At 42.5% G+C, this 26,533-nt stretch carries 24 protein-coding genes and 1 tRNA gene; 9 read left to right on the top strand and 16 right to left on the bottom strand.

Annotation, left to right across the window (positions count from 1 at the left end; genetic code table 11):
- Positions 1-13 precede the first annotated feature (13 nt).
- Positions 14-688 (top strand): ribosome biogenesis GTP-binding protein YihA/YsxC, encoded by a 675-nt coding sequence (yihA, locus tag LEP1GSC058_RS14360; protein ID WP_016549895.1) that lies wholly within the window; start codon positions 14-16, stop codon positions 686-688.
- Between the two features lie 12 nt (positions 689-700).
- On the opposite strand, the gene LEP1GSC058_RS14355 is transcribed toward yihA, so the two are convergent.
- From LEP1GSC058_RS14355 to LEP1GSC058_RS14345, 3 genes are all read right to left on the bottom strand, one after another.
- Positions 701-1,402 carry a hypothetical protein gene (locus LEP1GSC058_RS14355; RefSeq protein ID WP_016549866.1) on the bottom strand — a complete coding sequence of 234 codons (702 nt, stop codon included), beginning with the start codon at positions 1,400-1,402 and terminating at the stop codon, positions 701-703.
- Between the two features lie 73 nt (positions 1,403-1,475).
- Positions 1,476-1,838 (bottom strand): PilZ domain-containing protein, encoded by a 363-nt coding sequence (locus LEP1GSC058_RS14350; protein ID WP_016550067.1) that lies wholly within the window; start codon positions 1,836-1,838, stop codon positions 1,476-1,478.
- A gap of 125 nt (positions 1,839-1,963) precedes the next feature.
- On the bottom strand, positions 1,964-2,902 hold the full coding sequence (locus tag LEP1GSC058_RS14345; RefSeq protein ID WP_039948408.1) for an MBL fold metallo-hydrolase: 939 nt from the start codon (positions 2,900-2,902) through the stop codon (positions 1,964-1,966).
- Between the two features lie 49 nt (positions 2,903-2,951).
- Between LEP1GSC058_RS14345 and trmB the strand changes: the two genes are divergently transcribed.
- Positions 2,952-3,599 carry a tRNA (guanine(46)-N(7))-methyltransferase TrmB gene (trmB, locus tag LEP1GSC058_RS14340; protein ID WP_016550298.1) on the top strand — a complete coding sequence of 216 codons (648 nt, stop codon included), beginning with the start codon at positions 2,952-2,954 and terminating at the stop codon, positions 3,597-3,599.
- 2 nt (positions 3,600-3,601) lie between these two features.
- On the opposite strand, the gene LEP1GSC058_RS14335 is transcribed toward trmB, so the two are convergent.
- The 5 genes from LEP1GSC058_RS14335 to rsgA form a co-directional block, all read right to left on the bottom strand.
- Complete coding sequence (locus tag LEP1GSC058_RS14335; protein ID WP_016550548.1) at positions 3,602-7,189, bottom strand: tetratricopeptide repeat protein; 3,588 nt, start codon at positions 7,187-7,189, stop codon at positions 3,602-3,604.
- A complete protein-coding gene (locus tag LEP1GSC058_RS14330; protein ID WP_016549713.1) occupies positions 7,186-8,811 on the bottom strand; it encodes an LIC10124 family lipoprotein in 1,626 nt (541 codons plus the stop codon). The genes LEP1GSC058_RS14335 and LEP1GSC058_RS14330 overlap by 4 nt, the downstream gene beginning before the upstream one ends.
- Before the next feature lie 226 nt (positions 8,812-9,037).
- Complete coding sequence (locus LEP1GSC058_RS14325) at positions 9,038-9,967, bottom strand: FecR family protein (RefSeq protein WP_016550734.1); 930 nt, start codon at positions 9,965-9,967, stop codon at positions 9,038-9,040.
- 205 nt (positions 9,968-10,172) lie between these two features.
- Positions 10,173-11,483, bottom strand: coding sequence for a hypothetical protein (locus tag LEP1GSC058_RS14320; RefSeq protein WP_016549671.1), 1,311 nt, complete (start codon positions 11,481-11,483; stop codon positions 10,173-10,175).
- Complete coding sequence (gene rsgA / locus LEP1GSC058_RS14315; protein ID WP_016550422.1) at positions 11,467-12,435, bottom strand: ribosome small subunit-dependent GTPase A; 969 nt, start codon at positions 12,433-12,435, stop codon at positions 11,467-11,469. Before rsgA ends, LEP1GSC058_RS14320 begins: the two co-directional genes overlap by 17 nt.
- Positions 12,436-12,462: 27 nt before the next feature.
- On the opposite strand from rsgA, the gene LEP1GSC058_RS14310 reads away from it, so the two are divergent.
- From LEP1GSC058_RS14310 to thiD, 3 genes are read left to right on the top strand one after another with little or no spacing between them, the layout of a single operon-like run.
- Positions 12,463-14,283: a GAF domain-containing sensor histidine kinase gene (locus LEP1GSC058_RS14310; RefSeq protein ID WP_016550357.1), complete on the top strand. Its 1,821-nt coding sequence runs from the start codon at positions 12,463-12,465 to the stop codon at positions 14,281-14,283.
- A 2-nt stretch (positions 14,284-14,285) separates the two neighbouring features.
- A complete protein-coding gene (locus LEP1GSC058_RS14305; protein WP_016549635.1) occupies positions 14,286-14,639 on the top strand; it encodes an MGMT family protein in 354 nt (117 codons plus the stop codon).
- Between the two features lie 16 nt (positions 14,640-14,655).
- Positions 14,656-15,468, top strand: a complete 813-nt coding sequence (gene thiD / locus LEP1GSC058_RS14300) for a bifunctional hydroxymethylpyrimidine kinase/phosphomethylpyrimidine kinase (RefSeq protein WP_016550299.1) — start codon at positions 14,656-14,658, stop codon at positions 15,466-15,468.
- 6 nt (positions 15,469-15,474) lie between these two features.
- Here the strand turns inward: thiD and LEP1GSC058_RS14295 are convergent, their stop codons facing one another.
- The 6 genes from LEP1GSC058_RS14295 to hisB all read right to left on the bottom strand — a co-directional run bounded on the left by LEP1GSC058_RS14295 (position 15,475) and on the right by hisB (position 21,126).
- Positions 15,475-17,286, bottom strand: coding sequence for a DUF885 domain-containing protein (locus tag LEP1GSC058_RS14295; protein ID WP_016549992.1), 1,812 nt, complete (start codon positions 17,284-17,286; stop codon positions 15,475-15,477).
- Between the two features lie 35 nt (positions 17,287-17,321).
- On the bottom strand, positions 17,322-17,864 hold the full coding sequence (locus LEP1GSC058_RS14290; RefSeq protein WP_016549990.1) for a hypothetical protein: 543 nt from the start codon (positions 17,862-17,864) through the stop codon (positions 17,322-17,324).
- Between the two features lie 9 nt (positions 17,865-17,873).
- Positions 17,874-19,085, bottom strand: a complete 1,212-nt coding sequence (locus LEP1GSC058_RS14285; protein ID WP_016550902.1) for a vitamin K epoxide reductase/DsbA family protein — start codon at positions 19,083-19,085, stop codon at positions 17,874-17,876.
- Positions 19,086-19,187: 102 nt separating this feature from the next.
- Entirely contained in the window at positions 19,188-19,919 is a 732-nt protein-coding gene (gene hisA / locus LEP1GSC058_RS14280; RefSeq protein WP_016549913.1) for a 1-(5-phosphoribosyl)-5-[(5-phosphoribosylamino)methylideneamino]imidazole-4-carboxamide isomerase, read from the bottom strand.
- Positions 19,916-20,548, bottom strand: coding sequence for an imidazole glycerol phosphate synthase subunit HisH (hisH, locus tag LEP1GSC058_RS14275; RefSeq protein ID WP_016550296.1), 633 nt, complete (start codon positions 20,546-20,548; stop codon positions 19,916-19,918). The genes hisA and hisH overlap by 4 nt, the downstream gene beginning before the upstream one ends.
- The gene (hisB, locus tag LEP1GSC058_RS14270; protein ID WP_016550797.1) at positions 20,545-21,126 is read right to left on the bottom strand and encodes an imidazoleglycerol-phosphate dehydratase HisB; all 582 of its coding nucleotides are present in this window, start codon (positions 21,124-21,126) and stop codon (positions 20,545-20,547) included. Before hisB ends, hisH begins: the two co-directional genes overlap by 4 nt.
- Before the next feature lie 119 nt (positions 21,127-21,245).
- Here hisB and LEP1GSC058_RS14265 point away from each other — a divergent pair.
- The 4 genes from LEP1GSC058_RS14265 (at position 21,246) to LEP1GSC058_RS14250 (ending at position 25,022) form a co-directional block, all read left to right on the top strand.
- Positions 21,246-21,327: transfer RNA gene (locus LEP1GSC058_RS14265), tRNA-Leu, on the top strand.
- A gap of 402 nt (positions 21,328-21,729) precedes the next feature.
- Positions 21,730-22,104, top strand: a complete 375-nt coding sequence (locus LEP1GSC058_RS14260; RefSeq protein ID WP_016550137.1) for a cupin domain-containing protein — start codon at positions 21,730-21,732, stop codon at positions 22,102-22,104.
- 90 nt (positions 22,105-22,194) lie between these two features.
- Positions 22,195-23,808, top strand: a complete 1,614-nt coding sequence (locus LEP1GSC058_RS14255) for a long-chain fatty acid--CoA ligase (RefSeq protein ID WP_039948407.1) — start codon at positions 22,195-22,197, stop codon at positions 23,806-23,808.
- 32 nt (positions 23,809-23,840) lie between these two features.
- On the top strand, positions 23,841-25,022 hold the full coding sequence (locus LEP1GSC058_RS14250) for a multidrug effflux MFS transporter (protein ID WP_084680412.1): 1,182 nt from the start codon (positions 23,841-23,843) through the stop codon (positions 25,020-25,022).
- A 25-nt stretch (positions 25,023-25,047) separates the two neighbouring features.
- Here the strand turns inward: LEP1GSC058_RS14250 and LEP1GSC058_RS14245 are convergent, their stop codons facing one another.
- Positions 25,048-25,227: a hypothetical protein gene (locus LEP1GSC058_RS14245; RefSeq protein WP_016549807.1), complete on the bottom strand. Its 180-nt coding sequence runs from the start codon at positions 25,225-25,227 to the stop codon at positions 25,048-25,050.
- Positions 25,228-25,370: 143 nt separating this feature from the next.
- A complete protein-coding gene (gene lpxD, locus LEP1GSC058_RS14240; RefSeq protein WP_016550585.1) occupies positions 25,371-26,423 on the bottom strand; it encodes a UDP-3-O-(3-hydroxymyristoyl)glucosamine N-acyltransferase in 1,053 nt (350 codons plus the stop codon).
- Positions 26,424-26,533: the final 110 nt, after the last annotated feature.

The following is a 26,533-nucleotide window of genomic DNA, read 5'->3' as shown; positions in this document are numbered from 1 at the left end:
TTAAGGGGAGAGTATGTCGGAAGAGGTTCAAGAGACGAAACCCGATCCATTCTTCCGGGAGGTAAGATTTTATTCCTCCTATGCCGATGCATTCAAAGTCCCTGCACGGGGTATTCCGCATATCGCGTTTGCAGGTCGGTCGAATTCCGGGAAATCGAGATTATTAAACGCCATCGTTGAACGAAAATCTTTAGCGAAAGTTTCCGCGTCTCCCGGTAAAACCAAACTTCTTAATTTCTTTCTCGTATCAAAATCCTTGTATTTAGTCGATACCCCCGGATTCGGTTATTCGGCTAATTCGCATAAAGATCATGAACAAATGATGAATTTGCTCATGAACTACTTGAATACCGCGAGAGACCTTAAATGTCTTTTTTTACTTTCGGACGCCCAAAGAGAATTGCCCGAAGAAGAGTTAGAGCTTATCGGAACCTGTTTTGAGCGGGGAATGAAACCCGTCTTAATTCGAACGAAAGTGGATAAGCTCAACCAATCCGATCTTTCCAAATTGAGAAAGAAAATGAAAGCGATCCAAGGTCTTTACCCGATGCTTGAAGTCGTACTTGTATCCCCAAAATTCGGAAAAGGTCTTCCGGAACTTAGAAAGATCATAGAAACAATGATGAAGACTATAATTTTACCGAACGAGGAAGAGCCTATTCCGGACGAAGCCCAGGGACAAGGATAAGGAAATTTCGCGTTAAGCGTGACCTTCAATAAAGTTTCCGGAAACGTCGAATCCGCCGGCGCCGTAAACTTTCCCGGCAAACTGAATCTGTTTTTCGTTCAATTCCTGAATCGTATCGAGTGTTTCCTTTAAAAGAGTTTTCAACTTCTCTTGACTTAGAGCCATCTCCAATTTGCGTTTCTTTTCCACCAATTCTATATGTCGGCGCGCTTCATCTTCTTTACCATTTTGCGCTTCATTGGAGGAATTGAGATTCTTATCGATGCCGTCTAACTCCAGTTCTATTTCGCGCAATTCGGATAGTATTTCCCATTCTTTATCGGTAATTAAGTTGGATCTTTCGTTTCCGCTTTTTAGGCGATGGTTTTTTTCATTCTTTTCGATTTGATCGTCATCGATTTTCCCGACGCTCTCGGAGAGAGTTTGTTTCCGATCATCCGATTTTTTTACCGTCGTAGCACGAGTTTCGCCCGCAACGGCGACCAACTTGCCGTCTCTCATTTCGTATTCGATCGAAACATCTAAAGAACGGATTTCGGCCCTATCTCGAATTGCTTCGTTTCGAAATTCCGCTACATGTCCCAGTTCATGAGAAATAACGTGAAGTATAGAACTAGCCTGGGGCGCGCTTTCTAGTTGCCCATGTCCGATATACTTAACCGACGTATCTCTCGGTCGTTCCGGGATAGCCGAATGTATAACTCCAAGGTTCATTCTATATTAAATGTCGGCGATAAACCTTGCCAGTTTAGAGTTTTGTAAAATTTTTACGTACAATCCAAAAAAATCATTCTCGGAACATCGCTATCTTATTTAAAATTTCAATTATCGCCGAATCCGTTAAATCATGGAAAACTAAAGCGTAACGATTGCCGGTCTGCAATTCATCCTTTCGGATAATTTCCGCGTCGAGTTGGCAGGAGAATAGCTGAGACATAATTTTCAGCCTCGAACCTATCGGCCAATCTCTCCCCGAAAACAAAGAAACTCCCATCATCGAAATGTCGATGAGAACTCCATCCAACCATTCTTCCCCTTGCGAAATTCGAACTTTGTTTTCCTTACGGAATCTTATATAAAATCTTTTATCCTCTAAGGCATCGGGTTCGCCATGGGAAGACGTCTTTTCCCCGATCTCTAGTCTTTGCATAGCCGACAAAGTCTACACCCTATCTATGAAATAAGGAAGGAGATTTCGAAATTTTGAATAAAAACGGGAATCTTAGTTCGAGTTAAAACAAAACACCTTAACAAACATGGTTATGTATTTAGTTTTTATAGAACGAACGTATCAAATTCATAAGCTAGAATAATGTTTTGCAGAGAGCTGCCGTCTTTTTCAGACATAAATATTCTTATAATATCTTCGTCGCTATGATCCGGTTCATGATGAGTCAAAACCAAACGATCGACCCCTAATATTTCACCGCATTTTACCGCTATTTTTCCGGAAGTATGACCCCAGCCAATTTTGCTAATTGCCTCTTCGCTGCTATATTGAGCATCGATCACAAGCAGGTTAATTTTACCGAAGGTTTTTCTAAGTTCTTGAATTTCATCCAGATCCTCTTCCCTGACTTCGAGATCGGTGCAGAATAGGAAGCTTTTACCGTTTTCTTCGATATGATAACCTGTGCAATTGCCTGGGTGCCTAAGTAAAAAAGGAGTTATTGTAAAGCTGCCGACTTTGACCGGCTTATTTTTTTCCAAAAGAGTAAACTTCTTTTGGGAAGGCATGGAATCTAAAGTCACCGGAAAATTCTCGGGGTGCTGTTGACGCTCAAGCCGTTCCTTTAAATTCGGTATCGTTGACAGAAACTCGATATTTACCGATGGGATGTATGCGGGCTTAAAGAATGGCCAACCCTGAATATGATCCCAATGCGTATGCGTAAGGCAGATGGAAATGTTACCGCCTTTTGCGATTCCCTCTTTCAGAAGGTCATTTCCTAATTGTCTCATTCCCGAACCACAATCGATAATAAGCCGTTCCCTTGTAGAAGACTCGACGTAAATGCACGTCGTATTTCCGCCGATCGGACTAGCGAGAAGTCGATCCAGTCGGCCAATAAACTCAGAGACTGAAAATTTCTGTTCTTTTTTAGAAAATTCCCGGGAGGCGCTTTCTAAAATTTTTTCCAATTTATTTGTATAATCGGATGTAGAGAGAGGAGTGGGAAGGGAACCCCGGACGCCATAAAGTTTTATTTTCACTGTATTATTTTAGACAATCGAAAGATTTGGTATTCTTGGGATGAATGCAATGACAATGGATTTTCGCAAAAAACTTTGGAACATTGCCGGTGGAATCCCGTTCGAATCCGATTATTTCCTACGAATCGATGCTGAAAGTAAATTAAAAAAATCCGATCTATTTCCAAATACCTTCGGGACATATTACCTAGAGCTGGGCTCCGGTTGGGGGGAAGTTGCGATAGAATTGGCGAAAGCCAATCCAAATACAGGATTCGTTTTAATGGAAAAAAAATTGGATCGCATACGTAAAACGATTCGGAGCGCGTCCAAGTTCGAACTCGATAATGTTCGGATTCTCTCGGTCAATTTTAATTGGTTTCTGGAAGATATCTTTGAAGAAGGTTGCTTTGATGAAATTTTGCTGAATTTTCCGGATCCTTGGCCTAAAAAACGCCATCATAAACATCGAACTTTGAGTCCTCGATTTCTCGATTCCCTGAATGCGCTACTTCCTTCACACGGAAAATTTCATTTCGCAACGGATTATGGTCCGTACGCCAGGAAGGCTATCTCCTTTTTTCGAAATGATTCAAGATTTAAAACAATCGGGCCGGAATATTCCTTATCCCGGTCCGAGTTTCCCATTTCATACTTCGAAAAGACAAAAAGAGAGGAAGGATCGCGCATCTATTATCTAGATCGCGAGCGCATTTAATCTTATCTGTACAAAAGGGAATAAACGCTATCCTTGTCCTGCGTGATTGAATACGTCCAAATACTTTCGCCTTTATTGTTATAGCGTACTGCCGTATTATCGGTATAGAGCAAGATGCAATCGCCGGCTTTGCCCGGCAGTAAACCTTCTAAAGGTTTCCCCTGTATTTTTATATTCTGTGGCACAGAAGAACCGGCTTCCAATCGAAATAAACTCTCTTTTCCGGCATACCAGAGTGCGTTACCGCGAACACTGAAGAGAGAAAGAGCCGGGTCTTTTGCATCGGATTTTGATACTTTTCCATTTCCTGAAATATAAAGGATCTGATCACCAATCCGATAGAAAGCGCCATCGTCGGACGAACCCAGCAATTTAGGTTCGATCGAAATTTTTCCACTCCATGCTACTTGAGGCGAACCGGAAAGGTTAGCATCTAAAAGAGCTATCCTATTCTCCTTACCGGATACAGTCTGCACCAGTATCTTGCCGTTTCTGGAGACAGTCCAAGCCTTTGCCTCTAAAGACAATGTTTGACGATTCTCGAAAGTATCGTTGTAGCTCGTTAGAGTTTTTTTACCGGATGATTCGGTTTCTATGATAATTCGATCTCCCGAAATTTGCGCTTTTCGAAAATTTCCGGCTAAGGAGAGAGAATTAAAGAGTGACCCGGAATTCTGATCACGAATCTCCAATGTTTTGTCGGTGAACACATAGACTCTTTTGTCGGCAATAACGGATTTATAGGGTTTCGTTGTGGCGATTCTCCAAATTCGAATCGCTCTATTTTTATCCAGAGCCTCAAGAGATGTTCCGTAATTCATAATCAAGACATCGTTTATCACTACTGGAACTCCAACTAAAGCTCCACGATTCGGAAACGGTTGAATGATTACCGGAGAATCGTCGTCGGATAAAACGAGTCGTTCCGCGTGGGAAGAATAGGGCGAATTCGGATATTTTTCAGCCAACTCCCGCCCCAATTCGAGAGCGATTTTCTTGTATTCCGCCTTTCCCGGATTCTTTTGCTTCAGCTCGGACAATATTCGGATTCTGGCATGGATAAATTTTTCGTCTCTCTCCAAGTCCAAAGCTTTCACTATTTCCGCATCGGCACTCTCCAAATCTCCACGTTTGAAATAGATGTAGGAAAGCTGATAATATGCATCCGGAAAATCAGGATTCTTCTTTATAATATCTTTGAAAATATTGGCTGCTTGATCCAGAAGGTTATCGTTAAAAAGTACGATCCCGATATTATAGGGTGCAAGTTCGTTATCGGAGTCCGATTTCATTGCGCTTTCAAACTCTTCTCTTGCTTCCTTAGTTTTTCCTCCATTATAATACGCGATTCCCTTACCGATCTTGGCCGCGGAGAATTCAGGATTTAGTAACCAAGCCCTGTTAAACGATTCGATAGCAGAATCGTACTTTTGGCGCTGAAGATATACGATTCCTAACTGATATTGACTATAATAAGAATCCGGCTTTTTCTCTAAAATTTTTCGGAAACCTTTCTCGGCCTTATCAACTTCGCCTTTTCGTAAAAGAAACGCATTGATCGCCTCTTGCGAAGCAAGGTTTTTCGAACCTTCCGGAGAATTTTCCAGGAGATAAATTCCTTTTTCCTCGTTGCCCATGGCCAAATGACATTCGGCAATTTTTATATAGAGAGTAAGTTTCTTAGTCTTATCATAAGCCGTTTGATAAAGAGGCAAGGCCTTATCATAGGATTTAAGATCGAAAAAGCGATTTGCTTTTCTAATACTCGGTATGACTTCCGCAAATCTTCTATTTTGTTCGATCGTCTGCCGAGCCTCGGCGAGTTCCGGTAAGTCTTTAACAAGTTTCTCGGCTTTGGTCAACCAAGTGGATGCCGAATCATAGTTTGCTTTTTCATTCTCTTCGAGAGAAAGCTTATAATAAAGATGGGCAAGTCTAAACTGAACCGCATCGTTAGAAGGGAATTTTTTCAGAAGATTCTTATATGCACCTTCCGCTTTTTCATATTCCTTCTTATCCTCGTATGTACGCGCTAGAACAATGCCGGATGTGGGATCGTTTCCGGTAAGAGCTTCTAGCTCTTTCGTATATTGCGCGACCTTAGATTGATTTTTCTGGGAGGAATAAAGACGAATCAAGCCCTGCAGAGCGGGTAAATTTCCTTTCTGCAAAGCTAAGGCCTTTTGAAAATTCTGTTCCGAAAGTTTTTGATCCCCTGAAATTTGGTACGATCGACCGAAGGCAGTATAAACGCTTGGATCGTTAACGTCTTTTACTTTGGCTTGCTCATAATAGCTTCTGGCGGATTTCGTATCACCCTTTCTCAGACGTTGATCGCCTTCATAGATAAGTTCCGCTACATCTAAGAATGATCTTACTTTTTTGACCTCTTCGTCCTGCTTCAGAGTATCTAGTTCGTTTCTTGCAGTCTTAAATCGGTTTTCCGAAGTCAGTAAATATACTAAATTTAAAACCGGCTCTTTATATGCAGGATCCAATTCCCTCGCCCGAGTAAACGAAACCATAGCACGCGCTTTTTCACCCAAAGCCTTTTGATTCAATCCGATTTGGTTATAGACCGCCGCGTTCTTCGGAAAGAACGGAATCGCCTTCTCCAGCGTTGAGATTGCCTTTGGATAATTTCCCGATTTATTATAGGCTGCCGCAAGGCCGGAATAGGCCTCCCAATAATCCGCCTTAAGTCTTAAGGAAGATTCGAAGGCCTTTACTGCCCCATCCAAATCACCCGCGAGTATCTTTGCATTGCCTAAGAAAACTAAAGGAGAGGGATTTTTAGAATCCGTCTGAGTTGCGGCAGTAAAATGAACGATTGCTTCCTTGTAATTTTTGCTCTTCAATGCCGAATTGCCTTTTTCAAGCATCGATGCGACACGAGTAGCCGAAGCGGATTGTTTAGCCGAAGCGAGCTCGGGATCAGTTGCCCGCGCTTTTTCAAAATATTTTTCCGCTTCGTCGTATTCCTTTAGTTGAACGGCGGTATCTCCGAGTTGCATATAAAGCTGGGCTCTAAATTTAAACTTGTCTTCCGGGATCGTTTTCAGTGCAGCATAGGCATCTTCGTATCGACCGATTGTCTTCAATAGAACGGCTTTTTTAAACGTGTACGATGCCGCATCTATTTTCGGAAGTTTTTCAAGCTTTGCGTAGACTTCCACAGCTTCATTATTGGAACCTTGGGCTGTATAAAGAATTCCTAAAGTTAAGAGTATTTGCTCATTCTCAGGATCGAGTTCGGTTCCTTTTTTTAAAGCTTTTAAAGCCTCTTCGGATTTCCCCAATTTATACTCGGAAGATCCGACGAGATAATATCCCTCCGCCATAGGATAAACCGCGATCGATTGATTCCCTTTTTCCAACGAGACGTCAAATTTTCCTTTTTGAAAGGCGGAATTCCCTTCATTGATTAGCTTAGACGCTCTCTTTATACTTTGACGCGTGAATAGGTCTTTTTCAAGAACTGCATCTTGCGACGTCGATTTTCTAAAATCCCGGGAGGCGCAGGCGGCGGTAAGAAACAGAGCTAAAAATATAAATAGAAAGTTTTTGTTAAGAACTGGAGGGAGTTTCATTTGTAGCCCCTATATTGAATTTTCAAATCTTTTAACGGTGCTCTTTCTCGGAAATCTTCGCCCCGGGTCAAAACGGAAATCGTCCAAAATCCTTGGAAAGAGACTTGGCTTTCCCAAACGAGATCGTTTCCGAGATATAGGAAAATCTTCTTTTCTTTCGCATTGGTCCGAAAGGAGAACTTTCTGCCGATATCGTTCTCAAGTTTCAAATACCGGTACGTACCGATTGTCTTTCCATCCGAGGGAAAATTAAAAACGGATACTTTATCCGGACCGGCATCCAGTCCAAGATTTAAACCAGGAGTGTGAATAGTTACGGCTACAGAGCCGGTTTTATGATCGACGGGAAGTAGGAAGTAACCCGTTATTTCCAATTCATCCGAAGGAATCGGCAGAGAATAGATCCCATTCCAACCGGGGGAAAGATTTTTACTTTTATTAAACTCCACGCCGAGAGGTCCGAAAGGGTTGAATCCTGCCTCGCCTGACGCTTTCCAAAATTCCGGTTCGCTTAACAAGCTGCTTGAAGAATAAGGAAAAGCGAGTTCGGAAACTTTATCGGATTTTACTTCAAGCGTGCCTTCGTAATATACCAGAGATCCTTCCGGATTCTCTTTGATAAGTTCTATTTGATATCCACCGGGATTCAAGCCGCTATGGAAAAAAGGTGTTTCACCTTGCTTGAATCCATCCACCGAAACCGAGAGACCCGCGGGGACGCTCACGATTTTTGCCGATCCGAGAGTTTTGTCTTCTTCCCATTCCTGAAATAAAAACGATTTCTTTCCGGCTCGAACGACTACGGTTTTAGAGATCGGTTTTTTACCCTTGAGGCTAAGCTGAATTTCTTGAACTCCTTCGGGTAGGGAAATATCGAGCAAGGGCGTTTTTCCAAGTAAAATTCCCTTATTGTGGACTTCGGTATCTCCGGAGGAAGCTTGAATACTGATTTTCCCTTTTATTGAAGAATATGCTAATTCCCTTATAATCGAGGAATCAGGTTTTTTATCCCAAACAGGGACAGTTGCTTTACGCGGATCTAGAGAGATGATTCGATCTCCTGTCTTCCAGAAAAAGACCTGGCTCCAAGTTCCAACTTCATCACTAGTACTTCCGGGCCGTTTGAAGGACGCTTCAAACTCGCCGAATTTATAACCGCTAACAGGGTCAACAATCGTGAATTTAAACGACCATCCGGACTCGGTTTCCGAAACGATTCCTCGAACCAACGCGTCCACTTCGGAATTCTTTGCGGCAGCAAGTAAGGTCTGAGAATTCTCCCAAGCTTCGGAAGGAATTTTGGCGTTTGTAAATTCTATATTCTTCCAAACAAGCCCAAGCTCCTGTTCGAAATAGGAGCCCAATTTCTTATCTATGGATTTAGGGTAAGCAATCGGGGAAAATGCTAGAGTCGGTTTTTCATGTCCGATTTTCCGAATTTTATAATCGGTATCGGAATCTCTAAATTGAAAGCCAAGTTGAGCTTCTCCGACGTTTTTGTAATACGGTTCCTGGATTACGCGAGGAGCTTCGTCCAATTTTTGGACAGTCGAACAGGCTCCAATCAATAGGATTTGTAGCAGGGAGATAAGCGTATATTTGCAAGAATTAAAGGTTCCCATGCAGTAAAAAAATTTCCTTCGCTCTGTTTTAGCAAACCTTTTCTAATATTAAGCCGATTAAGAAATGATACTAGTTTGTAACCAAAGACTATGGTCGGGATTCGATCCTGGAAAATAACGCTAGGTTATCTATAAATAAGGGGACCCCGTCTTGAAAAGAAAGACGGGGTGGCGGGAAATGAGCCTAAGATCGGCTCCTTAAATTCATTCTCGTCTAAGGATTCCTTTAGAAAGTCTCTTTAGGATTTAATTTAAGTCTTTCTTTCTGCATGTCCTGCTGAACATATTTATTTTCATTAACAGCTCTAGCAGTTTGAGTCACCTCATCCGCGTTATTCCTAGTAACCTCACGCTTCTGCAATTGGACTTTCGCCTCTTCCACGGTGGAAGCCTGGCTCAAAATTCTCAATTCTTCGCTGGATGCTTTTAGTTCTTCCGCAAGACGATTGTATTCTAGCACGTCGTTCTTCTTCAGAACGATCAGACCTTTCATTTCTTTGAGAGATTCCGAGCGAAGCGACAGGATTAGTTTGTCGGTCAGCTTTTGGTTCTTTTTCAAAGTAAGCTCACGATTGCGATCAAGAATTACTTCGGACTCTTCACCGACTTTCGTAACTGCGACAGATCCTTCCAAAACCGCGAACCTGACGTCGCAACCGGACTGAGCACAGCTCGCTTTATTTCCGGACGGATTCTCAACCGAAGTTAAGAATGTAGTTCCGCGAACGCCTGCCAATGCAGTGGGAGTAACGACTTTGAAATCGGAATTTTTCTGTTCTTTACGAACCATCGTTACGATTTTGCCGTAGTTTACGTTTACCTTAACTTCCGATCCGCTATCCGATACGATTGTAGCCACAGAAAGTTCGCTATTTTTGGAAACCTTAATGATCCCGCTATCAGCTACGATGATTTCTACGCTACCATTGGCACCGGTGAAAATAGTATCAGCACCGGAAACGGTCTGACCGAGTTCCGCTTTCTTTTCCCCGGCGGCAGATTGAATCTTCACATCGCCGACTATCCATACGATTTTTGCAGGTGCAATCGGAGCTTCAGACTTTACTTGGTCTAATCCGGTTTTAGGCCCGCAAGCGATTAAGGATGCAACCGCTAGGATTGAAACGGTAATGAATTTAATTTTGGTTTGAAACATATAATGTCCCCCGCCTTTGCATAAAGAATGCTCTATAGAAAACAATCCAACAAGGATTTTTTTCCAGATTCGAAAGAATATATAGTTTCCTCAAGGGTTTACGTATATTTTAGGCAAAAAATTTCCAAAAAAAGAAAAAACAAGTTCTAAGAACAAACATTGTACGTTATGAAACCCTAATTACTCTGACAAAACGTCCCGGAAACTAAGGTTTAGGAGGTTTCTTCGGTTCGATTTCCGGAATTTCCTCTAATTCCTCTTCCAAACGACATTTTGGATAGTGGTCGGCTGCCAAACTAGAACCAACCCATCCGAACGCGTCCTGCGAGGAAATTACATGAATATCCCAACCTTGAACGATATTCGGGCAATCCCAGACCTTATTTTTGCAAAGAACCTGGCTTGCTTTCGGTTTTGGATAGGCCCAAGCGGCAGGCGGATGAAGACATTGCATCTCGATTTCTGCAAGTTTACGCATTCTTTTTACGTTGTCTTCAAACTGTTTAAACAGATTCACCAAAGGATTCGCGAGAATTTCGTTAAAATAACCTCTAGTCGTATTATAAGCTAAATAATAGACCAGCTCCTCCATTACGTAATCCTTATCCAGCGTAAACGAACTAACAGTATGAATATATCTCGCGATCTTTAACGAGTCCGTCAGAAGCTCACGCATAAAATCTTCGGATTTGTCCGGAAGACCTTCATCTTCTTCGTCGTGAATCGAGTCGCTTTCGCCGTCGTCCAATAACAGATCCGCAAAAAAAGTCTCATCAGGCTGTTCCTTGTCTAATTTCTTTCCAGGATACGTGTTTGGATCACTATTATCCTGTAAGCCCATAGGAACGTGATTCGAAGCTGCAGAACAAAGAAATTCAGGCAAGTCCAGCTTTTGCATGAAGTTCGCGCAAAGTTTCGCAATTCTTGTCTTTTCGGAATCGTCGGGGAATGGACGAGTCCAATGCTCGCTTCTCACCCGTGCGATGTCCATGAAAATCCCACCAAGAAAAGAATAGCGTCTAAGCATTTTATATTTTAAGGCATCCGGAATCAGTACGATACCTAAGGATAGTAAACCTAATTCACAAATATGTTTAAAGAAGGCGGGGCTTTCTTGATATACTTTCACTAGCGAAAGTAAATGCTTTCTATTAGTAAGGGAATTGCGGATAATTCCCTTATAATTGAAGGTATTCTCCTCATACATAAACTTAAGAAATTTTTTATCCGTCTGCTTGAGTTGAAATACGATCTTTTCGCTGATCTTATCTTGCATCTGACCGGTCAGCTCTTTCGTTAATTTCACTCTAAATTCCGGCGTATATTGTCCTTTGATTTCCTTTAATCGAATTAAAGCGGATTCCTTTACTTGAACTTCTTCTTTTACCAAAACGTTTCCGCTATTGTCCGAAATCGGATTTAGGAACCGTAGCATATTTCCGGCATTATAATCTCGCACGAATGCTAGTAAGTCTTCAATCGAGTTAAATTCTATCGATTTAGGAGAGACTTTCATTTTTAAGGTGATCCCTTCGTGTGATTCTAAACGGGTTTTCCAGGCTTGCAAGCATAGATTCGAGACTCTTCTTCCTCTCTTCTCTGATCTCCAAACCTGACTCTAAAATTTCCAGCAATTTACAACCTGGAGCCGCTTGACAGCAATTCGAGACCTTACAGTCGTCCTTAAACTTCGCAATCTCAGGAAAACTTTCTAGAATCTCTCCCTTAGTCAGGTGGAGTATTCCCCATTCCTTAATTCCAGGAGAGTCTATCAAGATAATATCATCATCTAAAATTAGAAAATTGGAATTCGTGGTCGTATGCTTTCCCTTATGGGTGGAAATACTTACTGCCGAGGTTTTTTGGAGTTCCTTTTCAGATAAGACGTTTACTAAACTTGATTTTCCCACTCCTGAATTACCGGCTAAAAATGTGGTTTTGCGAGAAAACTTGGAAATTAGTTCCGAAATTCCTTCACCGGTTTTACAAGATACCGCCAAAACTTCATAGCCCAAATTAGCGTAAGATGTCAACCGATCGGTTAACATCTTTTGATCCACGAGGTCTTTTTTTGTAAAGAGAATGATGGGACGAATTCCGGCGGAGGTAACCGCAGCTAGACACCGGTCCAAAAACCCATCCTTCGTTTCCGGGTCTCGCAAAGAGGCGAGGATTGCAACTTGATCCACATTCGCACAAAGTACTTGTGCATCTCCTTCTTTACTTTTTCGTAAAAGTTCATTTCTACGAGGTCTTTTTTCGAATATGGCCCACTCACCTCCCGACTCCTCGGCTAAAACGAGATCGCCGACGACGAACGGATGGCGCTCCTTCGAAATAATTGTTCGTAGTTTTCCTCGAAGAACGGCTCGAAGACGACCTCTCTTGGGAGAGTATAGATCGTAGAAGGCCCCAAAGACGGTTGCAATAGTAAAAAACTCCTTTACTCGTTCATTGGGCGTGGTCATTGTAAAGCCAAGTTTTTCAGGTCATTGATGAAAATCATACGTAAATTCGGACCTATTCTTGGCCTGGTCCTGGCCATTACTCTATTACAAACCGCGGTAATCTTAGCTTTCAGTTTTACTTCCCTAGACCCACGGCAGGTGGAGATTCTTCTAATCAGTCTTCCTGCATCTACAATTATCGCAATACTTGCATATATGGGTCTATCTCGTTTAACGGGAGACCGTGACTTTTCTCGCGCCATCGATCGATTCACCGTAAGAGACCGTCAGTATCTTAAATATTTATCGTCGTTAGATAGATTTAAAAGCGACCTGATCGCTACTAATATTACCGACTCGGTTTGTGAAAAGATACTAAAGTTCATTCCGAATATTGTGCCCCCCACTACGGCAAAAATTTATCTTTGGAGGGAGGATTTAGGCACTTTTTCGCCGTTCCCACGGGAAGGTACGTCCGAACATTTTTATATTTTTGATCCTTTCTTACTCTGGGTAACGGAACACGATCGAATCTTTCATGTTTCGGAATTTCAAACAAACCCGATTTACTCACAAATTAAAGAGCATGCGCTATTGTTTGCGGAAAGAACGAAATCGGAACTTTTAGTCCCCCTTATTTTAAACAGAAGTTTGTTAGGCATGTTAGTACTCGGGGCGCGAAAGGAAGGCGGTGATTACACCCAAGAAGAACTGGAAAAGCTTAACGAAGTACGCTCGGTTTCAGTTATGTCGCTATCCAATTCCATTTTTTACGAACGACTCATCGAATTAACCGAGACTCTCGAAGAAAAGGTTCGTAATCGAACCAGAGAACTGGAAAACGCGCAATCTCAGTTAGTCATGTCCGAAAAAATGGCTTCTTTAGGAACGATGGTCGCCGGAATCGCGCACGAAATAAATACACCGGCGGGAGTCATTAACGGTTCGGCCGACAATCTAGAATCGAATATGAACTATATCGTAAAAAACGTGTTCGATGTGGTTCGATTTGCTCGTAATAGAAAGCTTCGAAAGTCATTTGAAATCGCCTTACTCTATATTTTACGCGATCGAAAGAAATCCGAGCCTATGGAATCGAAAGATAAATTCCGAATCAAAAAGGAAATCCGTGACGAAATGATCACGCTCGGAATAGAGCCCGGACTAGCGAGCGACGTCTCTTCCTTTATTATCGAAAACGATGCATTGGAAATTCGCAAGTATATATCCGAAGTCATCGTTCACGGAGAAAGCAAGGGTTATTATATGCTTAAACATGCTTCTAATACGAATAAAAATATTAAGAATATTCGATATTCTATTAGAAATATCGTTCGAATCGTAAAAGCTTTGAAATACTACTCTCATCTAGACCAAAGCAAGTCCTTTACTAACGCGGATATCATTGAAGGAATCGAAAATACTTTGGTTATCATGCACAATCAATTGAAGTACGGAGTCGAAGTTCGAAAGAATTTTTCTCCTATCCCCAAGGTAGTCTGTAATCCGGACGAGCTTAATCAGGTATGGACGAATTTGATTCAAAACGCTAATCAGGCTATACGGGGACAAGGAGTTATAGAGGTATCCGTCTATTCCGGAGAAGAAAAAGTCATTGTGGAGATTCAAGACGATGGTCCCGGAATTCTACCGTCTATAAAAGATAGAATTTGGGATCCGTTCTTTACCACAAAAGACCAAGGCGAAGGATCCGGTTTAGGATTAGGTATAGTGAAAGGGATTATCGAAAAACATAAAGGAAGTATAAGTTTCGATTCCAGACCGGGAAGGACGGTTTTTAAAGTGGAGCTTCCGTTGCGACCGCCGGAAACTTCGACAAACGAGCTAGTTTCTGCCGACAAACCTTAATTATGAAAAAACTCCCGCGATCTCAGAATAAAGCGATAATTAAAAAGCCTAGTTTTTATGAAGAAGTTTATAAAATTGCAAAGAAAATTCCCAAAGGGAAAATCACTAGCTATGGCAGGATCGCGGTCTTACTAGGAAAGCCGAGAGCAGCAAGAGCCGTAGGTTACGCTTTGAATGCCCTCTCTAAAGACCGGGAACAAAAAATTCCTTGGCAAAGAGTAATCAATAGCCAAGGGAAAATCTCTTTTCGAGGCGACTCTCATAGAGCCATTTTGCAAAGAAAAATTTTACAATCGGAGGGAATCGAGTTCGATCGGAATGATACGGCAGACTTTAGGAAATTCGGATGGCCTTAGTGAGCACGGAAAATCGATGACACCAGATAAACCTGTTATAGTCACCATTGCCGGCTCCGATTCCGGAGGAGGAGCCGGAATCCAAGCGGATTTAAAAACGATAAATGCTATCGGAAATTTTGGGGCTTCTGCATTAACTTGCCTAAGCGCACAAAATCCTGATGGAATATCGGGGATACTTGAGTTAGATCCTGATTTTCTAGAGAAGCAGGTTCGCGCTATATTTTCTTATTTTCCCGTTGCAGCCGTAAAAACCGGAATGCTCTTCTCAAAGCCTCTAATTTCAAGACTGTCCACATTGATTCACGAATTCAAAGCCTCCGGACATGCGTTCCGACTAGTTGTCGACCCCGTAATGGTTGCGACTAGCGGAGTCAAACTGCTTCAAGATAGCGCAATCGAATCGTTAATTCTAGAATTAATACCTATGGCAGATTTAATCACTCCGAATCTTGACGAGGCGCATCTGCTTGGAACTGATATTGTTTCCTCGATATCAGAGATGGATCCGGCCGCTAAATTTCTTTCTCAAAAATACGGAATAAGCGTACTTTTAAAGGGAGGACATCTCAAAAATGTAAGCGAGGCAATCGACGTCTTAGCTCTCCCGGATGGAAATACGACGGTCTATTCCAAACCGTTTGTTCCGAATTTTTACCCTCATGGAACCGGTTGCACTTATTCATCGGCGATCGCTTCTTATTGGGCAAAAGGTCATTCTCTACCCGAATCAATTTCTTTGGCTAAGGAATTTCTTCATGCAGCTATAGAACAGGCATATTCGATCGGAAAATCCAAAACCTTAAATCATAACCCTAAGATATTTTAAATAATTTTAATTCTTAGGAGCTATCAACTTTTCCTTTGACCGCTCTTCCAAAATTTCCATCGGCAAAGAACCGGCGCCCAACGCAAAACCGTGAAATTCCTTGATGTCAAAGTTAGCGCCTTTCGCAATTTTCCAATCCTCTCGTAGACGTAAGAAGGATAGCATTCCGATTTTATATGCACAGGCTTGACCGGGATAAACGATATATCGTTCTATTTCCGCGGTAACGTCTTTTGGCGGCATCCCGGTATTTTTACCCATGTATTCGATTGCTTGTTCTCGCGACCATCGCTTCCTATGAATTCCGGTGTCAACGACGAGTCGAACCGCCCTAAAAAGTTCGGCTTGCAAACGTCCCAGATTCGAATACGGATCGGAAAAGAATTCGTAATCGTTTGCCAATCGCTCCGCATATAATGCCCAGCCTTCCACAAATGCCGTATAATGAGTCATCCTTAAAATTCTGGGCGCGTTCGTCAATTCCTGAGCCCAAGCAATTTGTAAATGATGACCGGGAATCGCTTCATGATAAGTAAGTGTCCGCATTCCGAATTTCGGAACTTCCTTTAGATCCCGTAGATTTGCGTAAAAAACTCCGGGTCTCTTTCCGTCCCAACTCGGTTCTTCATAATAGGCGCCGGGTGCTCCGGCTTCCTTAAATGCAGGTATTCTTTGCACTTCAATGCTCGCTTTCGGCCAGATTGGAAAGAGAGGTTTAGATTTTACGATCGAATCCTCCAAAATCTCTCGATAGGCCGACAGAGCTTGTTCCCGTCCAAGGTCGGAAGAAGGAAATAAAAACTCGGAACGCAACCGTAACTCTTTCAATGCGGCCGGAATCTCACGGCTGTTAAGACCGAGAGATTTTAAAATTTCCTTCATTTCGGTTTGGATTCTGTTTACTTCCGAAATTCCGATCGAATGTATTTCTTCCGGAGATAGCGAAGTGGTGGTATGAAATTTTAAAACTTGAGCATAATAATCGTCGCCGTCCGGTAATTTCCAAACTCCGGCTTTATTATCCGCTGCCTTTTTTTGCTGGAAAAGAAATTCTTCGAGTTTTTCGTATGACGGATACACCGATCGCTCTATTTCTTTCTCCACACTCTCTAAATATTCTTTTTTTCTAATTTTCAGTTTTTCTATTTTTGCTAATTTCTTTTCGAGGCTAGTGTAAAGAATATTCGTCTGAGGTTTCGATCTTCGAAAGCCTTTAATTTCATCCAGCACCTTATCCAGTATAAAAACAGGAGGGGTAATTCCTTTCGATTGCCGCAATCTTAGCCCGCGCAGGCTCTGATCGATCTTATTCGGTATTTTCCGTAACCTCGCAATATATGCCTCGACATCATTTTCATTTTCAATGTCGTGCACTGTAGCTAAAAACGTAGGGATCTGGTTCTGTAACCCGAAGAGCTGGTTTACAGGATAATCGTAGTAAACGAACGCCTCTCCCTTTGCCGCCAGCTCCAAACCCCATTCCAAAGCGCGATAGTAAGACTTATCTTCTGCCTTCAGTCCGGTCGAATCATAGCTTCTTAAAATTTCAAGTTGCCTCTTTTTTCGATCCGCAATTTCAAGTTCGCGCTCAGGAGAAGAGTCCGTCCATTCGTAGTTATGAGAATGAATTCCCCAAGAGTCGAGTATTCTAAGCGAAGACAGCGTCTCGGGATCGTCCAATACGTTTTCCCAGAAAATTTTTTCATAAAACAAATATAATGTTAAAGGCCGGTAATTAGCCGTGTGCCAGATCAAACCGCCTACAAGAAAGGCGACCCCTGCAATCGGCAAGAGGACAAAGTATATTATCTTTTTCATTGAAAATCTCCGGATGAAAAATGGATGGCGGTATATTAAAATAAGGGAAAAAGAATCTTTATTAGGAAAATTAAAAGTAATGTCCAAATTGCGGAGGACGTAAGAGAAAAAGGAATGGGATTTAACCAATCGATAAGCGGCACGCAAACGAACAAAAACATTCCGGCATAGGATAGGGAAGGCGAGCGATCGAATAACTTTTTTTGCCATTCGAAAAATCCTTGTCGAAAATCTTTGGCTTCTCCTCGAGCTTTATGCATAAATATCCACTCCGATATGTATCCGAAAAGACAGAATAGGAATCCGAAGAAAGAAAGCACAAAGACCCAAGTCTTATCAGGAAAATTCATATTCGTAGAAAAGTAGAATATCGGAATTCCTATCGCAAAAAGAAGAGAAAATGGATATAAAATTACCCTTCGAAAAAACCGACTCTCCGAGAAGAATTTTACCACCGGAACTCTCCCAGCCACTTGGTACGATGCGCAGAATACGCATTGATCCGAATCGGCGGGAATTAATGAGCCGCAGTTTCGACAGGAAACCTGCTTTTTAACTTCTTCGGCTTCCTGCGACATTAAGATACCTTAAACCTTTTTGATAAGGCTATTGATAAGTTCTCTTAAAAACTGCTCGTCAGGTGTCCCGCTGCGAATCGCCTTATTATTGATAAAGAGACTCGGCGTACTGCGAATATCCAATTTCTCGGCGTCGTCGACTTCCTTTGCGATTTGTTGTCGCACGGCAGGAGACGCTAGGCAGGCGCGAAATGAATTCATGTCTAGCCGGTTCGATTCCGCCAATTTTAAAACGGTGGCAGGAGTGTGCATTACACCAAGTTCATTATCCGCGTATAAACCGTCGTAAATGACCGGAAATTTATGCTGCTTATCGGCGCAGATCGCAGCGGAAGCCGCTACACAAGAACTTGCTTGAGGAGACGACCTTTGCACCAGACGATTGCAATTTCCGTCTAAAGGAAAGTTCTTATATACGACTTTTACGATACCTTCATAATCCCTCAAAATTCCCTTGAGAATATGAGACGTATGCATGCAGTGCCCGCAATTAAAGTCTGCAAACTTAACTATCGTAATCGGAGCATTTACGTCACCCTGAAACGAGGAACCTTTAATATCGATCGGAATAACCGGAGCCGATTCATACTCGGTTATCGACCGCGCAATCTGGGATGCTCCCGAATGTTCTCCTGCAGTTAAAGAAGGTCCGGAAATTTTTCCGAAGACTTGCCCGATTAATAGGAACGTCAAAAGAGCGATGGAAAAGTTCAAGATGTCCTTCGTTATTACCGGAAATACTTTGGTGATCGACTTCTCTTGAACCGCTTTAAATTTAACGTACGTGATGGCTAAAAGCGTTAGGGTAACGAGATAGGTAACGACGCAAAGTCCGCAGACCGCTTCTATGACCAAAGAGGATAGGAGAAATAAACCTACATCGACTATCAAGCCCAAGATTAAAAGATAAAACGCGAAGCGGATATAATCGGCTTCCTTTTCTTTATATCGTTCGGCCCAAATAAAAAGAAATCCGATAAATCCGTAGAAAGCGAAACCGAACAATGCAATCGGGACATCCCCGAAAAAAGGAATATTACGAATAGCTGAAAAACTACTTTCGGAAACCTTATCGCAAGAACCGCTTTCACTCAATGCATCGCATAAAGCCTTCGCCGCCCCGTCGCCTCCCCCAAAGTATTTTTGAATCAAGAGGAAAGAAATAATAAGTCCGATTGCTGCGATCCCAGTTAGAACATAATTCAATTGAATTTTTTTCATCCGGTGTCTCCCGTTTAGAATTTACCTTTGTACCGACGATAAATGAAGAAGGAAAGAAAAATATCGGCGAATCGAAGAACGCTGAAAAAGTTCGGGCATTCTTTATTCTTCTAAACTCGAGATCGCCTGTGCAAGGTCGATACGACCTTCATAGAGGGCTTTCCCAGTTATAACACCGAAGACCGGAACCGGCGTCCCCAATGAAGATAAAGCCATAATATCTTTTAAGGAAGAAATACCCCCCGAAGCAATTACTTGAAAGGGATATTGACTTAGAATCTCCTTATACGCATTCAAGTTTGGCCCAGCTAGCGTTCCATCTTGTGCGATATCGGTGAAAATAATGAATTCGACGCCTACTTTGTGCATTCTAGCCAGCAGATCCATATATTTTAGACCTGAGTCTTCTTCCCAGCCTGCAATTTTTACGATTCCATCTCTAGCATCCACTGCTACGACAACCCGATCTTTCCCGTATTTTTGTAAGGCGAAATCCAGTAATGCGGGATCTTTTACGGCAGCGGTTCCAAGAATGAAGCGATCTATCCCGATAGAATCATAATAAGCCAATTTTTCTTTATCACGGATTCCGCCACCGAGTTGAATTTTCAATTTTGTCGAATTTCTAATCTTTGAAATGGATTCCCCGTTGACCCCGATTTGATTTCTGGCGCCGTTCAGATCGACTAAATGGAGTAAACTTGCTCCATTTTTTTCGAATCCTTCTGCAAGTTTCCAAGGCTCGGTAGAGTAAACTGTTTTATCTTCATACTTTCCTTTAAAAAGGCGGACGGCACAGTTGTCCAGAAGGTCTATAGCAGGAATTAAGATCATAATGATTTTATAAAATTCTCCAGAATTTTTAATCCGGTAGAATGAGATTTCTCCGGATGAAATTGCGTTCCAAAAATATTGCCCTTTTCGATAACCGCCGGAAATTTCTCTCCGTAGTATTGGCAAAGCCCGGTTATCGCTTTGCCTTCGACATCGGTAGGTCGATAAGAATGGATAAAATAAACGAAAGATTCGTCCGGAATTTCCTTTAGGAGAAGCGTTTCCTTAGGTCTTCGTTTAATAAGTCGGTTCCAACCGATATGGGGAACCTTAAAATTTTTTCCACGAAACTTACGTACTTTTCCCTTGATATAGCCCAATCCTTCGACCGTTCCCTTAGAGTTGGTGGACGAAGTTTCATCCGAATCTTCGAAAAGAATCTGAAATCCTATGCAAATACCTAGTAAGGGTTTTCCGGATTGAACATGCTTATCTATGACATCCTTTAATCCGGATTGTCGTAGATTCGTCATCGCCTTATCGAAGTGCCCATCGCCGGGAAGAATTAATGCGGAAGAAGAAAGAATGGTTTCCGGATCTTTCGTATAACAAAATTCATTCGTATAAAGAGAAATCGCTTTAAGGCAGGAATGGATATTACCCATTCCATAATCTAAAACTGCGATCACTCCAAGACTCCCTTCGTTGACGGAATGGCTCCTCCAGCCGCTGGGTCTATTTCAATTGCCATTCTTAAAGCCTTACCAAGACCTTTGAAGATTGATTCGTGCAAATGATGTCTATTTTCGCCGTAATGGACGACTACATGCAAATTCATCTTAGCATTTAATGCGAACTTTTGTAGGAACTCTAGACTAAGTTCCGCGTCGTAAATACCGAATTTTCCGACCAACTCCGGTCCGGAGTATTTAAAGAAAAAACGCCCGCCTAAATCCACCGCGACCGTCGTGAGGACCTCATCCATAGGTAGGGTAAAATGTCCGTATCTACGAATTCCGGCCTTGTCGCCAAGTTGCTTATGAATCGTGGAACCTAATAGAATCGCAGTGTCCTCCACGCTATGGTGGCAATCGATTTCTATGTCTCCTCTTAACCAAAGATCCAAATCAATCAAACTATGCTTTGAAACATGAGAAAGCATATGATCGAAAAACGGAATTTCGGTATCAAAATTATACTTTCCAGTCCCTCTTACATTTAGGGCTAGCTTTATATCTGTCTCGGAGGTTTTCCTCTCTTCTTTCATCTTATCCTAACCCTACTTTCCTCTCAATTATCGTGTCAATGAATTCCAAAAATAAGCTGACGGAAAGCCAGGATCGCGAAAATTATCCTCATCAGGGAATTCCATCCCTGTTCTCAAAAGCCGAAGTGGCGGAATTGGTAGACGCACTGGTTTCAGGTACCAGCGGGTAACACCGTGGGGGTTCGAGTCCCTTCTTCGGCAATCTAAGAAAATAAAATCAGACTTTAGGACTCGAAGCGAGAGCTTGAGAGAATTCCTAGCGACCCATAGGGAGCGTCAAGGAATTCGACGAAGCACAGGATGTGCTGAGACAAGCTCGAGACGCCTCGGAGCTTAGTTAGCCACGATGGCTGACTGCGTAGAGGCGATTCCCTTCTTCGGCCAATCCAGGAATCAATTCGTAAGTCTCCAACGCTCGATTTGAAAACGACCGTTTCAAGAGCACGAAAAATCCTGCCTTTCCGGATATTGCAAAAATTTCATAAACTTGAATATAAATCAGTAGACCACACGGTCTACATTAAAAATATTCAAATATAGACCAGTTGGTCTATATTTGAAATTCCAAAATTAGCCTCGTAAGAAAACATAGGAGTAAAAGCGATGGAAAATAAAGTTTATTCCGGCAATTCGATTGTCTTTATGGAAGCAATGGATTTATCCGATTCGGTCCCATATCCGATCGCAGAGATAATCGAAGGAAATCCCGATGCAAAAATTAAAGTGCTACGTACAAAGGGTGCGAGAACGAATCTGCAGCACGTTTCGGTCATTTCGGCACAGCCATCTAAGTTTCATTATAAATTTCAGTACGATGAAGCCTTTCAGTTGATTCACGGGCATTTGACAATATTGCTGGACAGCGGTGAACAAATCGAAATGCGACCCGGAGATATCTTAACCGTTCCCGCAGGACACGACTCTATCTTTGAAATTTACGAACCTAGTTTAAAATTTGTCGTGGTTACCTGCAGCTAAGAGATTTTTAGAATTCTCCTTGACTCTCTCCTTTTTCGAGGGGAGAAATACCTCCGTTTTTCCTTAACCATAGCTAAAGCGGAGTTTTTTATGCGATCTACTATGATGGACTATCCATTAGTCCTACCCTCGATTCTACGTCGCGCCAAAGATGTTCATCCACATAAGGAAATCGTTACAAAGTGGCACGATAACTCCGTTGAACGCTACACATATGGGGAATTCTACAAACGTACGATTCGGTTAATGAATGCTTTACGAAACTCCGGAGTAAAGCCAAGCGAGGCAATCGCTACTTTTTGCCTGAATCATTCCTCGCATTTGGAATTATATTTCGCGATTCCATGCGTTCGAGCAATTCTTCATACTATCAACGTTCGATTATTTCCGGAACAATTGGTTTATATTATCAATGAGGCGAAGGATAAATTCATTTTTGTAGATAAATCTTTGACTCCTATTTTGGAAAAGCATCTTGGAGAAATCGGAAACGTAAAAAAATTCATCATCATTGACGACAAAGAAAATATGGAATCGGCAAAGCTGCCGAACTCTATTTCTTACGAAGGATTTTTAGCGAGCGGCGATGAACTGGAAAGATTCGAACCGATCGATGAGTTAGAAGCTGCCGGAATTTGTTATACGTCCGGTACTACCGGAAATCCGAAAGGCGTCGTCTATTCTCATCGGTCCACGTACCTTCACTCAATGGCAGTTTGCATGGGTGACGGACTCGGCCTTAAAGAAAGTGAAGCTGTTCTTCCCGTAGTTCCTATGTTTCATGTGAATTCATGGGGAATACCCTTCGCTTCGGTAATGACCGGATGCAAGCTCGTTTTCCCCGGCAAACATCTGCTTGGAGCTGCCCTAGCCGAGTTACTCGAATCCGAGGAAATAACAATCACTGCAGGAGTTCCTACAGTATGGAACGTTTTATATCAGCATTTAAAGAAAACAAAATATAATTTGAAAATACACACTATGGTAGTCGGGGGCTCTGCCGCTCCTCGCGGTTTGATCGAAGGATTTGAAAAAGATTTCGGGATAGCAATACTCCATGCATGGGGGATGACCGAAACTTCTCCGATCGGAACCGTATCTCATCTTCGCAGCTTTATGAAGGATTGGGACGATGAGAAGCGATATGCATATCGGGCAAAACAAGGTGTTCCCGTCACTGGCGTGGAAATACGTGCAGTGGACGACGATGGGAATGAAGTTCCAAAAGACGGAAAGACTCCGGGAGAATTACTCGTGCGCGGACCTTGGATTACCGGTTCCTATCGGGAAGGTGTTTCGAAAGAATCCTTTACGCCTGACGGATGGTTTAGAACCGGTGATGTGGTCGTACTCGATCAGTTAGGATACATGCAAATTACGGATCGTAAGAAAGATCTAATCAAGACACGGGGAGAATGGATTTCCAGCGTTGACATGGAAAATCTTGTTATGGCCGATCCGGACGTTTTAGAAGCGGCAGTCATCGGAAGGAAGGATCCTGTCAGGGAAGAAGCTCCCGTTATTTTCGTTGTTGCCTTGGAAGGAAAACAAGTCGATGCTAAACGAATACATGATCGCTTAAAGGAAAGTTTCGCGCACTGGCAACTTCCTAAGTTGGAAGATATTCGAACCGTCTCAGCTATTCCGAAAACAAGTGTCGGAAAGTTCGACAAGAAAAACCTGAGAAAGTTGATAGAAGAATAGACTGAAAAGCATACGTATCGCATCATAGATACGTGCCTAAATCCGACCGCGTTCTCATACTTTTACTCGGCGCCTTAACTGCAATAGGTCCATTTTCAATTGATATGTACTTACCTGGACTTCAGTCCATTTCCAGGGACTTCGGTACCCCAATTTCGAATGTTCAACTTACCTTAACTAGTTTCTTTTTCGGAATTTCATTCGGACAATTGGTTTATGGTCCGCTCCTAGATAAGTTCGGAAGACGAACTCCTATGATGACCGGTTTGATTATTTATACCGTGAGTTCGATCGGATGCGCCCTTTCTGTTTCGGTCTGGAGTTTGGTTTTCTTCCGGTTCCTTCAATCTTTAGGAGCATGTGCCGGGATGGTAGTTCCAAGGGCGGTTGTCCGAGACGTATTTTCTCCCCACGAAGGAGCAAAAGTATTCTCTCAAATCATCTTAGTTATGGGTATTGCTCCGATTGTCGCCCCGACTGTGGGAGGGCTTCTCTTAACCTACACTAATTGGCGCGCCATTTTCGTCGTCTTAACGGTCATCAGTATCATTCTCTCCATCGGAGCCTGGCTTTATTTACCGGAAACCGGTAAAAAGGATTCGTCCGTCTCTTTAACACTAGGTGGAATATTAAAAGAATATTATGAAGTATTAAGTGTTCCCCGCTTCAACGCATATGTGACCGCATCCGGTCTGTCTGCGGCAGTGATGTTCGCGTACATCGCAGGTTCTCCGTTCGTATTCATGGGAATATTCGGATTAAGCGAATCCGAATACGGTTGGTTTTTCGGTTCGAACGCCGCAGGATTAATCCTATCAAGCCAACTTAACCGTTTACTTTTGCGGAAATTCGAAGCGGAATCTATCGTAAATGCGATTTCCATCTTCTATGTTCCTATCGGAATTCTATTAGTTCTTTCTGCGACCTATCATTGGGGAATGATTTCTATGATCGGCCTTATCTTCCTGTTAGTTAGCGGATTCGGTTTCATAGTACCAAATGCATCCGCCTTAGCAATGGCCCCGTTCAGTAGAAATGCAGGTTCTGCCTCAGCGCTAATGGGAGCTATGCAAATGGTTTCGGCTGTCGTTGCAACTGCTAGCGTGAGTCTTCTTCATGACGGAACCGCATTACCTATGACTCTGGTCATGTCAGGCGCCGGAATTCTTTCTTTACTATCTCTCGTCATTCTCCGACCAAAAACCCGCGTTTAGCATCGGAGAATGCGAGGATTAAAATTCAATCTATATAGGTTCGTCTTTCCATCAGAGATACGACCTTTTCAGATCTCTGCTCTAACAATCGACTAGCACATCGATCCAACAACTTCCCTATTTTTTGCTTATCAGGAAAGTCCGGCCTGGACGCAATAGATTCCGGCGTTAAAGCCTGGATCTCGTCGATCGGTCGGATGTTCACGGGGGCCTCCGTGTGAAAAAGGGATAAGGGGAAGATTTGTTCCTATCTTATGAATTGTCAAGCATTCGAAAAGATTTAGGGGCAAACGGCGCATAGTTTCATCTATAACGAATCTATGGCCGTTTTTATGAAGTAAAGATCGATTATTCGGTAATCTCTATACCTAATTTTTGTTCGATCGCTTTAATTCTGCGAGCCCATTTTTGGAAATTTACTACGTTCCGAATATTGACGCGGAGTTTTTGAAATTCAGGAAAAGTTAAGCCGTAATCCCAACCAACATAAATATCCGCTTTGGGCGGAGTATTTCTCACAGAAGTGCCGCCGCCGATTATAGTTCCGCTTGGAATCCGAATATGATCAGCTAATCCACATCCGCCGCCGATCGTGACGTTATCCTCTACAACGGTAGAACCTGCAACGCCAGTCCAGCCGGCGATTACTACGTTCTTACCGAATACGCAATTATGGCCGATATGAACCAGATTATCAAACTTACATCCGTCTCCGATAATCGTATCTTCCAATCCGCCTCGATCAATTGCGGAGTTGGATCCCATTTCCACATCGTCTCCTACGCGAACGGTTCCTACTTGTGGAATCTTATTATGCTTACCGTCGGCGAAAACGAATCGAAAGCCGTCACCGCCGATCGTACTGTTTCCGTGAGAACGGAATCTTTTTCCAATGATGACACCATGATAAATAACGCAATTCGGGCCGACATGCGAACCCTCTCCGATTCTGACATTCCGTCCAATTCTTGCACCGTCTTCAAGAATCGTATTATCACCGATTTCACTCTGTTCTCCAACGGAGACTTGATGACCGATATAGCAATTCTTTCCGATCTTAGCGGACGGGTGAACGAATGCCGTCGATTCGATTTTAGATCCGTATGAATGAGGAGGATAAACCAAATCCAAGACTTGCGCTAAAATCAAATCCGGTTTAGAAACGACTAAACAAGGTACTTCTAATTCTTTGGAAAATTCTTCGGTAGTAAGTACGGCGCTGGATAAAGTCTTTTTCGCGTCCGAAAGTATTTTCTTATTTGCTAAAAAACTAATACTTGATGGGGCTCCCGGGGAAATCGGAGAAACCGAATCCACTATGATTTTGGCTGGTTCTTTACAATTCGCAATTTTTGATCCGGATATCTTTACGGAAAGTTCTTCCAAAGTATATCGAGCCATGAAATTCCTCTTTTACCTATATAATCTGAAACACCAACGTATATTATTTGGGAATTGCTTACTATCCGAAAATTATACGTAAAAAAACTCGGGTAATAGCGAATGTTGTT

This window comes from Leptospira fainei serovar Hurstbridge str. BUT 6 (genome assembly GCF_000306235.2).
In the GTDB taxonomy this organism is placed as follows: domain Bacteria; phylum Spirochaetota; class Leptospiria; order Leptospirales; family Leptospiraceae; genus Leptospira_B; species Leptospira_B fainei.
The sequence above is the reverse complement of the archived record's forward strand: the minus strand, read 5'-3'. Positions and strand labels throughout refer to the sequence as shown.